The organism is Pseudomonas citri, assembly GCF_025336485.1.
GTDB lineage: Bacteria > Pseudomonadota > Gammaproteobacteria > Pseudomonadales > Pseudomonadaceae > Aquipseudomonas > Aquipseudomonas citri.
The window spans coordinates 90,734-104,550 of sequence record NZ_JAODAB010000004.1 but is presented as its reverse complement, the minus strand read 5'-3'; the positions used below and the strand labels follow the sequence as shown (position 1 = coordinate 104,550).

12 protein-coding genes and 1 pseudogene are annotated in these 13,817 nt (G+C 59.2%); 1 reads left to right on the top strand and 12 read right to left on the bottom strand.

From position 1 onward, the window contains the following. Positions 1 to 618 (top strand): MarR family winged helix-turn-helix transcriptional regulator, encoded by a 618-nt coding sequence (locus N4Q37_RS06140; RefSeq protein ID WP_260956051.1) that lies wholly within the window; start codon positions 1 to 3, stop codon positions 616 to 618. A 110-nt stretch (positions 619 to 728) separates the two neighbouring features. Here the strand turns inward: N4Q37_RS06140 and N4Q37_RS27775 are convergent, their stop codons facing one another. The 12 genes and pseudogenes from N4Q37_RS27775 to paaK form a co-directional block, all read right to left on the bottom strand. Beyond that, positions 729 to 1,484, bottom strand: a complete 756-nt coding sequence (locus N4Q37_RS27775; protein ID WP_390897905.1) for a methyl-accepting chemotaxis protein — start codon at positions 1,482 to 1,484, stop codon at positions 729 to 731. 102 nt (positions 1,485 to 1,586) lie between these two features. After that, positions 1,587 to 2,729 (bottom strand): annotated as a pseudogene (locus tag N4Q37_RS27770) (HAMP domain-containing protein); the annotation flags it as partial. Positions 2,730 to 3,013: 284 nt separating this feature from the next. Then, positions 3,014 to 5,068: a phenylacetic acid degradation bifunctional protein PaaZ gene (paaZ, locus tag N4Q37_RS06130; RefSeq protein ID WP_260956047.1), complete on the bottom strand. Its 2,055-nt coding sequence runs from the start codon at positions 5,066 to 5,068 to the stop codon at positions 3,014 to 3,016. Positions 5,069 to 5,126: 58 nt separating this feature from the next. Continuing rightward, positions 5,127 to 6,380, bottom strand: a complete 1,254-nt coding sequence (locus N4Q37_RS06125; RefSeq protein ID WP_260956046.1) for an OprD family porin — start codon at positions 6,378 to 6,380, stop codon at positions 5,127 to 5,129. Between the two features lie 35 nt (positions 6,381 to 6,415). Beyond that, the gene (locus N4Q37_RS06120) at positions 6,416 to 8,062 is read right to left on the bottom strand and encodes a cation acetate symporter (protein ID WP_260956044.1); all 1,647 of its coding nucleotides are present in this window, start codon (positions 8,060 to 8,062) and stop codon (positions 6,416 to 6,418) included. Then, a complete protein-coding gene (locus tag N4Q37_RS06115) occupies positions 8,059 to 8,367 on the bottom strand; it encodes a DUF485 domain-containing protein (RefSeq protein WP_260956041.1) in 309 nt (102 codons plus the stop codon). The genes N4Q37_RS06120 and N4Q37_RS06115 overlap by 4 nt, the downstream gene beginning before the upstream one ends. A 130-nt stretch (positions 8,368 to 8,497) precedes the next feature. Continuing rightward, positions 8,498 to 9,574 (bottom strand): 1,2-phenylacetyl-CoA epoxidase subunit PaaE, encoded by a 1,077-nt coding sequence (gene paaE, locus N4Q37_RS06110; RefSeq protein ID WP_260956039.1) that lies wholly within the window; start codon positions 9,572 to 9,574, stop codon positions 8,498 to 8,500. A gap of 33 nt (positions 9,575 to 9,607) precedes the next feature. After that, a complete protein-coding gene (paaD, locus tag N4Q37_RS06105; RefSeq protein ID WP_260956037.1) occupies positions 9,608 to 10,141 on the bottom strand; it encodes a 1,2-phenylacetyl-CoA epoxidase subunit PaaD in 534 nt (177 codons plus the stop codon). Further along, a complete protein-coding gene (gene paaC / locus N4Q37_RS06100; protein WP_260956034.1) occupies positions 10,128 to 10,889 on the bottom strand; it encodes a 1,2-phenylacetyl-CoA epoxidase subunit PaaC in 762 nt (253 codons plus the stop codon). Before paaC ends, paaD begins: the two co-directional genes overlap by 14 nt. 8 nt (positions 10,890 to 10,897) lie before the next feature. After that, positions 10,898 to 11,179, bottom strand: coding sequence for a 1,2-phenylacetyl-CoA epoxidase subunit PaaB (gene paaB / locus N4Q37_RS06095; protein WP_007943393.1), 282 nt, complete (start codon positions 11,177 to 11,179; stop codon positions 10,898 to 10,900). A gap of 93 nt (positions 11,180 to 11,272) precedes the next feature. Beyond that, positions 11,273 to 12,262: a 1,2-phenylacetyl-CoA epoxidase subunit PaaA gene (gene paaA, locus N4Q37_RS06090; protein ID WP_260956014.1), complete on the bottom strand. Its 990-nt coding sequence runs from the start codon at positions 12,260 to 12,262 to the stop codon at positions 11,273 to 11,275. A gap of 176 nt (positions 12,263 to 12,438) precedes the next feature. Further along, entirely contained in the window at positions 12,439 to 13,764 is a 1,326-nt protein-coding gene (gene paaK, locus N4Q37_RS06085; protein WP_260956012.1) for a phenylacetate--CoA ligase PaaK, read from the bottom strand. Between the last annotated feature and the right edge of the window lie 53 nt (positions 13,765 to 13,817).

The following is a 13,817-nucleotide window of genomic DNA, read 5'->3' as shown; positions in this document are numbered from 1 at the left end:
ATGAACGATATTCTTTTTCCCGCCGCGAGCCCTGAGGCGATCGCCCAGGCGTGGCGCAGAGAACGCCCTGATCTCAATCACGACGGATTGGCGATCACGTTGCGTATCCGTAGTCTTTCCATGCTCATCGACCGGTATATTTCTCAGATAGCGGACGATCTTGCGTTGGACCACAAGGATCTGATGCTGCTGTTTGCACTTAGGAGAAGCGGCAAACCCTATTGCATGCGACCGACGGATATTTTCCGATTACTGCGGGTGACTTCGGGAGCCGCCACTTACCGGGCGGATCGGCTGGTAGAGAAGGGTGTGGCACAGCGTATTTACGATCCCGAGGATCGACGCAGCCAACTCATTCAGTTGAGTGATGAGGGAATGCGCTTGGTGGATATCGCGATCACGCGACTGGCCGAGACAAGTCTTGAATGTCTGGAGCAATTGGCCAAGGAATCGGACGAGCTGGATCAACTCGGTCATCTGTTGCACGTGGTCGAAGAAGGGTGGTTGCAGGCGACTCCCGCGGGTAGCAACCCGCTGGCGCGAACCGAGAAGCCCGCGCGAAAAGGTTCGGCAAAGTCGAGTGGCAAAAAGTCCGCAGAGACTGCGGGGGGAAAGTAATGATGGTTTAACTCGATCTCCCTAAGTGAGCGCGAAGCGCCGGCCCTGCTGGCGTGTGGAAATTGGAAGTGGCAGCCTCCTGCATAATCCGCACAGGAGGCTGTTTGGCCTCAGACACGAAATTGCTGCATCAACCCTTGCTGATGACTGGCCAGCTTATTGAGCTGACGACTGACCTGGGCAGCCTGCTCGGCCTGGCCGGAAAGTGACTCGGTCACATCGCGGATAGCCTCGACGTTTCGATTGATTTCGTCTGCGACGCTGCTTTGCTCTTCTGCTGCACTGGCTATCTGCAGATTCATTTCAGTGATCACCGTGACTCCCTGGTCAATACGTTCCAGAGCGGCCACAGCCTGTTGAACCTGATTGACGTTTTCCAACGCCAGGGCATGACTGCTTTGCATGGCCAGAGTCACGTCGTGGGTTCCGTTCTGCAAGTTGTCGATCACCTGGCGGATTTCCTCCACCGAGGCCTGAGTACGGCGGGCCAGTCCACGTACCTCGTCTGCTACCACGGCGAATCCGCGTCCGGCGTCACCGGCGCGGGCAGCCTCGATGGCCGCATTGAGGGCCAACAGGTTGGTCTGTACGGCAATTGAGAGAATGACCTCCAGCACCGAGCCGATCTGTTCACTGCTTTGCGCGAGGGTTTGGAGCCGGGCCATGGCTTTGTCCATGTCCTGTGCCTGGGCCTGGATAGCATGGGTGGTGCGCGTGATCACCTGCAATCCTTCGCGACTGGCCTGGTCGGCCTGATGGGCGGCATCGGCGGCCTGGGCAGCGCTCTGGGCCGAAGCTATGGCTGTGGCGGACATTTCGTGCAAGGCCGCAGAAACCTGGTCGATCTCGCGAAATTGCTGCTGCATGCCCTCGCTGGTCTGGAGGGCGATTGACGAGGACTGATCAGCGGTATCACGGGCATCCCGCACTGAGGCCTGAACCTTGCCAATCACGGGCTGCAGTTTGTCGAGGAAGCGATTGAAGGCGAGGGCAAGGCGTCCCAGCTCGTCGCGGCGGTCATAATTGAGACGGCGAGTGAGGTCGCCTTCACCGTCGGCGATGTCTTCCAGCATGGCGGCCAAACGCAACAGCGGACGAGTCACGCCGCGAGCCGCCAGCCAGATCAGCACGATGCCGAGCAAGGCGGCAGCCGACCCCAGGCCAAGTTCGAGTCTCGAGCTCTGTAGACGCTCCTCATCCATCTGCTGCTTCAGGGCGTCGGCGGGAGCCAACAGAACTTGTTGTGGTACCTCGACCAATACACCCCAGGGTTTCGTCCCGGCGATAGGGGTGATGGGTTCAAGCATGCTGATCTGCCCTTTTTCGTTCAGGGCGTGGGACTCGTTGCGGCTCAGGAAGTTAAGGATCTCGGCTGTTTGATCCGGCATGACTGTTTTCAGCTGTTTGCCGAGTTGATTGGCATCCTGGCTGTGACCGGCGACGACTCCGGAAGGGCTGATGATACTGATTCGTCCATTATGCCCGTACAGCTTGCGGCTGCCGATAATAGCATCCTGCTGCAGGCTATCGAGGCTGATATCGAAACCGATGACCCCTACTACTTTGCCGTTTTCAAGCAGAGGGAAGGCGATGCTGGTAACTAGCTTGCGACTGCCTGAAGAGTCGTCGAAGTAAGGCTCCAGCAGGCACAGTTGTCCGCTGTCGCGCGGACAGGTGAAAAAGGCGTTGAGGGGAGCACCGCTGGGGCCAGGTGTGGTATCGGACAGGAGTTTCTCGTCGCCTGGCACGGCCTGCAACTGTCCTGGTTTCGCTTGTAGCCAGTAAAGGGCGAAGCGCCCGGCATCGTTACTTCCGATATCGTTTCGGCCACGGAAATCGGCGTCTTGCCCGCCGAGAGCATCGGGTTGGAATATCAAGTACAAGCCGAGTACATCGGGGCGTTGTTCCAGGGCCTTGCGTAGTTCACTGGTCAGTTCGGCCCGCAGGGATTCTGCGCTCAGCTCTCCGCGGCTGGCATGTTCTCGGAGATAGAGCAGGTGACGCGCCAAGCCCTGGCCGTACTCATGAGTGCGGGTGAAGCTGCGTTGAATCTGCAGCGCCTGCACTTGGCTTTGAGCTTGCAGATTGAGGCTCGCCGCCTCGGACAGCATGCGTCCACTGGCTTCCTTGACCCGCTCGTTGCTGGTGCGGGTCTGGTGGAGTGAAAGGCCGACCAGCAGGCCGACCACCATAATCAGGCCGATGCTCGTCAGCAGGGTAATCTTGCTTTGGATGCTTTGGTTAAAGATCTTCATGGGGTAAGTCACTTTGGCAGAGACATGCACCACCAGCGCCAGCCTTTTATAGAGACTGACGCCCGGCCTTTGATAGGCCTGCTTTTAAAACCCTCAGCGGAGGCAAAAACAGGCGCTACCGTCTAGGGTCTTGAAGCAGACTACTCCTCGCGCTTCACCACCAAGGTTAGAATGTCGTAGCTGGCAACCAACTCACCCAACTGGTTAGTGACCTCTACATCCCATGCCACCACGCCTTGTGGGACGCCCTGCGGGCTCTTTTTGCCTTGATCGATCTTGCGTTTGCAGGTCAGGCGTGCCTGGATTGTATCGCCAATGCCTACCGGGTTGATGAAGCGCAAAGTGTCCAGGCCATAGTTAGCCAGGACTGGACCAGGTGCCGGGGACACGAACAGACCGGCCGCCGCCGACAGCACGAAGTAACCGTGGGCGATTCGCTTTCCGAATTGCGTTTCCTTGGCTGCGATCTCATCGAAGTGCATATAGAAGTGGTCGCCGGACAGGCAACCGAAGTTCACCAAATCAGCTTCGGTCACGGTGCGGCGATGGGTCAGCAGCGATTCGCCAATTTGCAGGTCCTGGAAGAATCGACGGAACGGATGCACGTCGGTCTCGATGACCTTGGCGCCGCGCACATGTTCGCCGGTGACCGCCGCCAGCATGGTCGGCGAGCCCTGAACGGCCGCGCGTTGCAGGTAGTGCTTCACCGCGCGCAGACCACCGAGTTCCTCACCACCACCGGCGCGTCCCGGGCCGCCATGCTTGAGTTGTGGCAGCGGCGAGCCATGACCGGTGGATTCGGCGGCGGATTCGCGGTCCAGCACTTGCAAGCGGCCGTGCCAGGCAGCTGCGATTGGAATCGCCTTGGCTGCGATTTTCGGATCCTTGGTGATCAAACTCGCCACCAGACTGCCTTTGCCGCGAGCCGCAAGAGTCAGGGCTTCATCCAGATCGTCGTAGGCCATCAGGGTGCTGACCGGGCCGAAGGCCTCGATGTCGTGGGCACCGCCTTGCGCGTGCGGGTCGCGGGCTTGCAACAGCGTCGGGGCGAAGAACGCGCCTTGGCTAACGTTTTCACCGTGTGGTTCGAAGCCGTCGCGGGCGCCGAACAACATATCGCTGCTCTGCAGCAGGCTTTCCAGGCGTTCGGCGACGTCTTTCTGCTGGTCATGGGAGGCGAGTGCGCCCATGCGCACGCCTTCGACCGATGGGTCTCCGACCATGACTTTTGCCAGCCGATCCCGTAAGCGGGTGGCGACCGCATCGATGTGTTTGGCCGGAACGATGGCGCGTCGAATGGCGGTGCATTTTTGCCCGGCCTTGACGGTCATTTCGCGCGCGACTTCCTTGACGAACAGGTCGAATTCTTCATCGTCCGGGGTCACGTCTGGTGCGAGGATCGCGCAGTTCAACGAGTCGGCTTCGGCGTTGAAGGGGACCGAGTTACGGATCAGGTTCGGGTTGACTCGCAACTTGGCGGCGGTGTCCGCCGAGCCGGTGAAGGTCACCACATCCTGGCCCTGCAGTCGATCGAGCAGGTCACCGGTACTGCCGATGATCAACTGCAGACTGCCCGCAGGCAGCAAACCGGATTCGTCCATCAGACGTACTGCGGCTTCAGTCAGGTAGCTGGTGGCGCTGGCCGGTTTGACGATGCATGGCATGCCGGCAAGAAAGCAGGGTGCGAATTTTTCCAGCATGCCCCAAATAGGGAAGTTGAAGGCATTGATATGCACCGCCAGGCCGCCACGAGGCACCAGGATATGCGTACCCGCGAAGGTGCCGCGTTTGCTCAACTGTATGGCCGGGCCTTCGTGGACGATATTGCCCGAGGGCAGTTCTCGAGAACCCAGGCTGGCGTAGGTGAACAGTGTGCTGTTGCCGCCTTCGATGTCGATCCAGCTGTCGGCACGGGTGGCGCCGCTGTGATGGGAAATGGCGTAAAGCTGCTCTTTGCGTTCGCTCAGGTACAGGGCCAATGCCTTGAGACGCTGGGCCCGCTGTTGGAAGTCGAGCGCCATCAGTGCGCTGACGCCCTGGCGGCGACCGTGCTCGACGGCTTCGGCGAAGTCCGGGCGCTCGTCGTGGGTGCGCGCAATCTCATGGCCATCGATGGCGCTACGCAGTACCTGAGCACCGTGTTGACCGATCCAGCGACCGGCGATGAAGCTTTGCAGGGTAGGGGCGTGAGGCATCACGATTCCTCCGGGTTATGGAAAGTATTGGCGCGGCCGTGACCGCGCCATTCAGGGGTTACCAAAGCGCCACGGTGTAACCGATAATTAGCCGGTTCTCGTCAATGGCGGTATTCAAGCCATTTCCGGAACGGAAAGTCACATTGCGCCAGCGAAGGCTGACGTCCTTGAACATGCCGCTCTGGATGACGTAACCGATGTCGGTATCGCGCTCCCATTCGCGGCCGTTGTCAACGCTGCCGGCCTTGACGTGGCGGCCGTCGGTGTAGCGGGTCATGAAGGTCAGGCCGGGGATGCCTTGCGCCGCGAAGTCATAGTCGTAACGCAACTGCCAGGAGTCCTCGTCGGCTCGGGTGTAGGTGTTGAAGGTCACCAAGTTGACCACGTACGGATCGCCGCCGTTGAGGAACGGAAAGGCGCTGTCGCCGGACAGCTGCTGGTACGCGGCACTGACCTTGTGGGCTCCGTGGGACAGGGTGAACATGCTGTTGAAATTGCGATTGTCGATACGCCCGGCCCGCTCGGCTCCATCACCCCTGCTGTCGAAATAGCGCAGATCGCTGCGCAGGTTGAAACCGTGGCCCAGCGGTTGGGTGTGCACCAGCCCAACGAACTGCTGGCGATAAATCTGCTCAAGCTTGCCGTAGTAATAGCTCAGGTTCAGTTGTGGACTCAAGGCGTAGCTGCCGCCGGCGAAGTCGAAGTGATCGCTGCTGGCAGCCCCGTAGCCGATATCATCGTTGCTGGAGGAGTTCCTCAGGTTAGTCTTGGTCAGACGCCCGGCATTCAGCGTCAGACCACTGATTTCCTGAGTGGTGAGCAAGCCGCCTTCAAAGGTCGAACCCAGCAAGCGGGTGTCGTTGTAGGTCGCCACCGGTAGCAAGGGTTGGAGGGTGCCGAGTTTCAACACACTTTTGGATACCCGCAATTTACCGGTCAGCCCCAGCTCGCTGAACTCATCAGCAGGCTCATGGCTATTCGGGCCAAACGGTAGCAGTCCGGTGCCTCGGCGATCCAGGCTGGAGTCGAGTTTCAGCCCCAGTTCCCCAAGCGCGTCGAGGCCGAAGCCGAATGTCCCGTCGGTGAATCCGGACTCGATGCGTGCGGTGAACCCCTGTGCCCATTCCTCAGCCTTGGATTGCGGCGCGTTGCCCTGACGGAAATCGCGATTGATGTAGTGGTTGCGCATGTCAATGCGCGCTTTGCTGTCGTCGATGAAGTCGGCCATGGCGCAGGGGGCAACCATGGGCAGGCTCAATACGGCGGCTAATGAAAACAATGATTCGCGGGGTACAGTACGCGCGGGCTTCATTACTTTTTATTCCCTGCCATCAGATCGATCGTTGTTTAGTGTTTGCTGGCGCCGGAGGCACCAATGCCGGTCATCGAGCGGATGAACTGCGCCAGATAACGGTCACGCTCAAGGGCGGCTCGGTGTGAGGTGTCGGTGACGGAAAACACCCAGGCACTGAAGAACGCCAGGCTCATCGAGAACAGCGCTGGGTTGGAGTAGGGGAAAAGGGCCTTGTCGTGATGCAACACGTTGACCCACACCGCCGGGCTCAATACCAGCAGGACAATTGCCGAAACCAGCCCGGCCAGACTGCCGCTTACGGCGCCACGGGTGGTCAGGCCCTTCCAGAACATCGAAAGGAACAGCACCGGGAAGTTCACCGAGGCGGCGATGGCCAGCACCAATCCGGAAAGAAAGGCGATGTTCTGCGACTCGAACAGCAGGCCGAGTACGATCGCCAGTATGCCGATGCACAGGGTGGCGATACGCGATACGCGCATTTCGTCCTTTCCGCTAGCTTGGCCCTTGCGCATCACACAGGCATACAGGTCGTGGGACACTGCCGAGGCGCCGGACAACGCCAGGCCGGCGACCACCGCGAGGATGGTGGCGAAGGCCACGGCGGAGATGAAGCCGAGAAACAGGTTGCCACCCACTGCCTGGGACAAATGTACGGCGATCATGTTACCGCCACCGATGATCGCGCCGTTTGCGTCACGGAACGCAGGATCGGTGCCGACCATGACTATCGCGCCAAAGCCGACAATGATCAGCAGCAAGTAGAAGTAGCCGATGAAACCTGTAGCGTAGAACACGCTTTTACGTGCTTCTTTGGCATCGCTGACGGTGAAGAATCGCATAAGGATATGCGGCAGACCGGCCGTGCCAAACATCATGCCCAGCCCGAGCGATATGGCATCGATGGGGTTTGACAGCAAGCCACCAGGGGCCATGATCGCGTTGCCCTTGGCATGCACGGCGGTGGCGCCGGCGAACATCGCCTCGGTGCTGAAACCGAAATGCTTGAGCACCATGAACGCCATGAACGTGGTGCCCAAAAGCAGCATCACAGCCTTGATGATCTGCACCCAGGTGGTGGCGAGCATGCCGCCGAAGGTTACGTAAAACACCATCAACACACCGACCAGCATCACCGCATAGAGGTAATCGATGCCGAACAGCAATTCGATCAGCTTGCCGGCGCCGACCATCTGCGCCACCAGATACATCAGCGCCACGGTCAGGGTGCCAAAAGCCGAGGTCAGGCGCACCGGGGTTTGTTCCAGGCGATAGGACACCACATCGGCAAAGGTGTATTTGCCGAGGTTGCGCAGGCGTTCAGAGATCAGGAACAGAATGATCGGCCAGCCCGCCAACACGCCCAGCGCATACAGCAAGCCGTCGTATCCATTGAGGAACATCATCGCGGAGATGCCGAGGAAGGACGCCGCGGAGATCATGTCGCCAGCGATCGCAAGGCCGTTCTGGAAACCGCTCATGCCTCCGCCTGCGGTATAGAAGTCGCTGGCGGAGCGGGTGCGCGATGCAGCCCAACGAGTCACTCCGAGTGTGAACAGCACGAACACCACAAACATGGCGATCGCGTTCCAGTTCAGCGGGCGAGACGCGCTGTCAGCGGCTGCCGCAAAGTCCGCGACAAAGATCAGAGGCAGCAGCAATAACGTTGGAAAACGGTTCATCGGGCGCACTCCTGTTTCAGCTTTTCGTTGAGTGGATCGATCACGTTGTTGGCGCGATAGACGTAGAAACCGGTTAGGGCGAACGCCAACATCACGATAGCTACACCCACCAGCATGCCCACGGTGGTCACGCCACCACTCAACGATCGGCCGAGGGAGCTAGGGGAAAACGCCACCAGCAATACGAAGCCGTAATAGACCACCAGCATTACCAGGCTGAGTGACCAGTAAAGATTCTTTTTACGGCGTACCAGCTGAACGAAGTCGGGGTGCTGGCGTATGAACTCTATGTCTTGGGGGGTCATAGCACGCTCTCTGTTTTTGTTGTGGGGTGGAACGGGTTTACGGTTGCAAGCTGAAGAAGACCCTGCGACCTTTATCAGAGGCAAGCCACGCTCCCGCAGGTACAGCACAGGTCCTGAAGGAGCGCGTTGATCAGAGCTGGTCGAAGTCGAGCACCACCTTGTCGCTAACCGGAAATGCCTGGCACGACAACACATAACCGGCAGCCACTTCGTAGTCTTCCAGGGCATGGTTGCTGTCCATGTCCACTTCGCCTTCGATGACCTTGCATTTGCAGGTCGAGCACACGCCGGCCTTGCACGAGTAGGGCAGTTCGGCGCCTATAGCATTGCCGGCATCGAGGATGCTCTGGGTGTTGCGCGGCAGATCAAAGGCCAGGGCGCGGCCGTCGCTGATGACGGTGATCTGGCTGACCGCGATATCCACCAGCCGGGCTGCTTCACGGGCTTCGCGTTTTTGCGGGCTGCCCGCGGCGGCAAACAGTTCGAAGTGAATACGTTCAGGTTGCATGCCTTTGGCTTTCAGACTGTCGCGTACGGTTTCGGTCATTTCCTGTGGACCGCAAATGAAGGCCGCGTCGAGCGCTTTCACGTCGAGCCAGCGGGAGAACAGTTGTTCGCATTTCTCGGCATTGATCCGGCCGTTATACAGGTCGACATCCTGCTGCTCGCGACTGAACACGAAGATCAGATTCAAACGCTGCAAGTAGCGGTTTTTCAGGTCTTCCAGCTGTTCGCGGAACAAGGCGCCGGAGCTTGAGCGGTTGCCATACAGCAAGGTGACACAGCTATGGGGCTCGGTTTGCAGGGTGGTTTTGATGATCGATAGGATCGGTGTGATACCGCTGCCCGCCGCGACCGCGAGGTAGTTGCCATGACGGGCCGGATCGAGTTCGACATGAAAGTGGCCGGCGGGTGGCATCACTTCCAGGCTATCCCCGGCTTTCAGTTGTTCATTGGCAAACGCGGAAAAACGTCCGCCGGCCACGCGCTTGATGGCAATGCGCAGTTCACCGTCGTTGACCCCAGTGCAGATCGAGTACGAGCGGCGTACTTCTTCTCCGTCCAGTTGGGTGCGCATCACCAGATGCTGCCCCTGGGTGAAGTGAAAACTGTCTTGCAGGTGCTGCGGAATCTCGAAAGCGATGGACACCGCGTCACGGGTCTCGTTGCGCACGTCCTTGATAGTCAGGCTGTGAAATTTACTCATTTTCGTTCTCCAGCTGGGACGGCCGATCGCCGCTCAGATGCACTTGAAATAGTCGAACGGTTCCCGGCAATCGCAGCAGCGATACAAGGCCTTGCAGGCGGTGGAGCCGAACTCGCTGAGCACTTCGGTGTGTGTGCTGCCGCATTGCGGACAAACAATTAATGGGCTTTCACCGAGCAGGCTGCGTTTGCTGGTGCTGCCGTGGGGCGGTGCAATGCCGTAGGCACGCAGGCGCTCACGGCCGCTGTCACTGATCCAGTCGGTGGTCCAGGCCGGGGTCAATTTGCGTTCCAGGTGCGGTGCCCTGAACCCGGCGAGCTCCAAGGCGGCCCGGATATCGTTTTCGATCACTTCGGTTGCGGGGCAACCGGAGTAGGTTGGCGTTACCACTACATGCAAGTGCCCGGCGTGCCAGTCGAGAGCGCGCACGATGCCCAGATCGACGACGCTGACCACCGGCACTTCCGGGTCCATGACGTGTGCCAAGGTTGCCCACGCGCAGGCCAGGTCGGTCGGTTGTGCCGGCCGCGCGCCCAAGTCGCTGGCGATCAGCTCACCAGGTTGCATCGGGGTACGCTCGTGGCAGTGATTGCATCTCGGCCAGCAGAATGCCTAGGTGTTCGGTGTGCAAACCACGACGCGCGTCCAGGTAGAAAGGGCTTGGCGCGGCAGGCACGGGTAGGGTGGCGCTGGCAAAAACTTCGTTGACCTTGGCTTGCCAGGCAACGGCGATTTGTCCGGTGTCCGGGATGACGCCTGCGTCGTGCAAACGTTGTTCACTGTCGTCGGCGTTGGTCAGCTCGACAGTGAAACGCCAGACTTCCGGGATGGCCGCAAGCATGCGCCGGTGGCTTTCCTCGGTGCCATCGCCCAGGCGCTCGACCCACTCGCTGGAGCGGCGCAGATGGTAGGTGACTTCTTTCACCGCCTTGGCCGCGATACCGACGATGCGTTCGTCGCCGGACTGGGTCAGGTCCTTGAGTACTTCCAGATGCCAAGCGTCGTAGAGGAATTGCTTGAGCATGGTCACGGCGAAGTCGCCGTTGGGTTGTTCGACCAACAACAGATTGCGATAAGCTCGCTCGTCACGGCGAAATGCCAGGTGATCGGCATCGCGACCGTCGTTCAATAACTCGGCGCCATACTCCAGCCAGTTGCGTGCCTGGCCTACCAGGTCGAGGCCGACGTTCATGAGCGCCAGCTCTTCTTCCAGCGCCGGCGCGCGACCGCACCATTGACACAGGCGCTGCCCCTGGACCAGGGCACTGTCGCCGAGACGCAGCAGGTATTCGATCAGATCAGTCTGGTTATTCATGGTCGACCTCACATGTGCCCGACTTCGGCCGGCAGCTCGTAGAAGCTGGCGTGGCGATAGACCTTATCGTCCGACGGGTCGAACAGAGGGTCTTTCTCATCGGGCGACGAGGCGGTGATCAGCGCCGAAGGCACGACCCACAGGCTCACACCTTCGCTGCGACGGGTGTACAGCTCGCGCGCATTCTCGATGGCCATGGTGGTATCGGCAGCATGCACACTGCCGACATGCTTGTGGTTGAGACCGTGCTTGCTGCGCACGAAAACTTCGAAAAGAGTCCACTCGGACATGACATCTACTCCACATCTGTTGGCAGGTGGTTGGCAGGGCGAAGATCAAGCATTCGCGCCCTGCATTAGCGCCTGCACGGGTTTTCGGGCCGATCAGGCGGCGTTCTTGTTCTGTTTCTTGTGAGCGTGGACGACAGCGGCCTCGCGCACCCAGGCACCGTCTTCAATGGCCTTGCGGCGGGTAGCTACCCGCTCCTGGTTGCACGGGCCGTTGCCTTTCAGTACCTCGTAGAACTCGTTCCACTGAATTTCGCCGAAGTCGTAGTGGCCGCGCTCGGCGTTCCACTTCAGCTCCGGATCCGGGCAGGTACAGCCCAGCAGTTCCAGTTGCGGAATGGTCTGGTCAATGAAGCGCTGGCGCAGTTCATCGTTGCTCTGGCGCTTGATTTTCCAAGCCATGGACTGGGCGCTGTTCGGGGAGTGTTCATCGCTCGGGCCGAACATCATCAGCGATGGCCACCAGAGGCGGTTGATCGCGTCCTGGACCATGTCTTTTTGCGCCTGAGTGCCGTGGCGCATCATGGTCAGGAGGATTTCGTAGCCTTGACGCTGGTGGAAGCTCTCCTCCTTGCAGATCCGCACCATGGCACGGGAGTAGGGGCCGTAGGAGGTGCGCTGCAGGACGACCTGGTTGACGATCGCGGCGCCATCGACCAGCCAGCCCACTGCCCCCATGTCGGCCCAGTTCAGCGTCGGATAATTGAAAATGCTCGAGTACTTGGCCTTGCCGCTGTGCAGTTTGGCGATTTCTTCGTCGCGGTCGGCACCCAGGGTTTCCATAGCGCTATAGAGGTACAGGCCGTGGCCAGCCTCATCCTGGATCTTGGCCATCAGTTGCAACTTGCGCTTGAGCGAAGGTGCGCGGGTGACCCAGTTGCCTTCGGGCAGCATGCCGACGATCTCGGAGTGGGCGTGCTGGGAAATCTGTCTGATCAAGGTTTGCCGATACGCATCTGGCATCCAGTTTTTGGCTTCGATCTTTATTTCCGAATCAATTTTTTCCTGAAATGCGCGCTCCTGTTCGGACATCTCCGACAGGTCCTTGATGCGCTTCACTCCGGTGTCTACAAGCTGTGCGTACATGAGGTTTCTCCCGCCACGAAATTATTCAAGGGCATGATTAATCTTATAAGCGATACAAAAACCAATATCAAACAAAAAATATCGTGTCGAATATGTTTTTGTATCGCTTTACGCCGAACGGTCTTTTCGGAAGGCAAAAAAAACCCCGCAAAAGCGGGGTGAGAAAGGTGCAGCAGTCATGCTTTTGGACGTTTGTCCACGACGTGGCAAGCCTTGCCTTCGGAGCGTTTGAGGGCGTGTGCTGGCTGCAAAACGATACGCGAGCTGATGCCGATGTAGGTTTTGATGTGGCGACTGAGCTCGGCGGCTACGGCTTTCTGCTGCTCGTCATTGAAATGTTGATGCTCAGGCTTGAGTTCGACATGTACCTCGACGCTGTCGAGGTTGCCGTTGCGATACAAGTGAATCTCATAGCATTCCGCGAACTGTTTGATCTTGAGCACTTGCTCCTCGATCTGCGTTGGGAAGACGTTGACACCACGTATGATGAGCATGTCATCGCTGCGCCCGGTGATCTTGTCGATACGCCGCATCGGACGCGCAGTGCCGGGTAGCAGGCGCGTCAGGTCGCGAGTGCGATAGCGGATCATTGGAAGGGCTTCCTTGCTCAAGGAAGTGAACACCAGTTCCCCCATCTGGCCGTCCGGTAGCACTTCACCAGTGACCGGGTCGATGATTTCCGGATAGAAGTGGTCTTCCCAAATGGTCGGGCCGTCCTTGGTCTCGGCGCATTCCATGGCGACACCGGGGCCCATGATTTCAGAGAGGCCATAGATGTCCAGGGCGGTGATGCCCAGGCGCGCCTCGATGGCTTTGCGCAACTCGGCGGTCCACGGTTCGGCGCCGAAGATACCCAGTCGCAAGGCCAGTTTGTGCGGATCTATGCCCTGGCGCTCGATTTCATCGGCAATGTTGAGCATGTAGGACGGTGTAACCATGATGATGTCCGGCTGGAAATCCTTGATCAACTGCACTTGCTTCTCGGTCTGCCCGCCGGACATCGGGATCACCGTGCAACCCAAGCGTTCAGCACCATAATGGGCGCCGAGGCCGCCGGTGAACAACCCGTAGCCATAGGAAATATGCACTTTGTCGCCACGGCGACCACCCGCTGCGCGGATCGAGCGGGCGACGACATTGGCCCAGGTGTCGATGTCGTTCTGGGTGTAACCGACGACCGTCGGTTTGCCGGTAGTGCCACTGGAGGCGTGCAGGCGCACCACGTCTTGCATCGGTACTGCGAACATACCGTAGGGGTAGTTGTCGCGCAGATCGGATTTCGTAGTGAATGGAAATTTCGCCAGATCATCCAGGGTCCGAAGGTCGTCTGGGTGGACACCCAATGCATCGAAGCGTTGACGGTACAGCGGTACGTTCAGGTAGGCGTGGTTCAGGCTCCAGCGCAGGCGCTCCAGCTGGTGCTGACGAAGTTCGTCGATGCTGGCGGTTTCCATTGGGTCCAGCTGTGGATTAGGCACGGCTTTGGCAATTGGCATGTTCATGACTTCACTCGAGTTGTTTTTGTGTTACAGCCCTTCCAAAGAAGGGCTTTGAG

Coding starts and splice junctions, on each gene's coding strand:
- N4Q37_RS06140 (WP_260956051.1), top strand. CDS start 1: ATGAACGATATTCTTTTTCCCGCCGCGAGCCCTGAGGCGATCGCCCAG.
- N4Q37_RS27775 (WP_390897905.1), bottom strand. CDS start 1,484: ATGCAGCAGCAATTTCGCGAGATCGACCAGGTTTCTGCGGCCTTGCAC.
- paaZ (WP_260956047.1), bottom strand. CDS start 5,068: ATGCCTCACGCCCCTACCCTGCAAAGCTTCATCGCCGGTCGCTGGATC.
- N4Q37_RS06125 (WP_260956046.1), bottom strand. CDS start 6,380: ATGAAGCCCGCGCGTACTGTACCCCGCGAATCATTGTTTTCATTAGCC.
- N4Q37_RS06120 (WP_260956044.1), bottom strand. CDS start 8,062: ATGAACCGTTTTCCAACGTTATTGCTGCTGCCTCTGATCTTTGTCGCG.
- N4Q37_RS06115 (WP_260956041.1), bottom strand. CDS start 8,367: ATGACCCCCCAAGACATAGAGTTCATACGCCAGCACCCCGACTTCGTT.
- paaE (WP_260956039.1), bottom strand. CDS start 9,574: ATGAGTAAATTTCACAGCCTGACTATCAAGGACGTGCGCAACGAGACC.
- paaD (WP_260956037.1), bottom strand. CDS start 10,141: ATGCAACCTGGTGAGCTGATCGCCAGCGACTTGGGCGCGCGGCCGGCA.
- paaC (WP_260956034.1), bottom strand. CDS start 10,889: ATGAATAACCAGACTGATCTGATCGAATACCTGCTGCGTCTCGGCGAC.
- paaB (WP_007943393.1), bottom strand. CDS start 11,179: ATGTCCGAGTGGACTCTTTTCGAAGTTTTCGTGCGCAGCAAGCACGGT.
- paaA (WP_260956014.1), bottom strand. CDS start 12,262: ATGTACGCACAGCTTGTAGACACCGGAGTGAAGCGCATCAAGGACCTG.
- paaK (WP_260956012.1), bottom strand. CDS start 13,764: ATGAACATGCCAATTGCCAAAGCCGTGCCTAATCCACAGCTGGACCCA.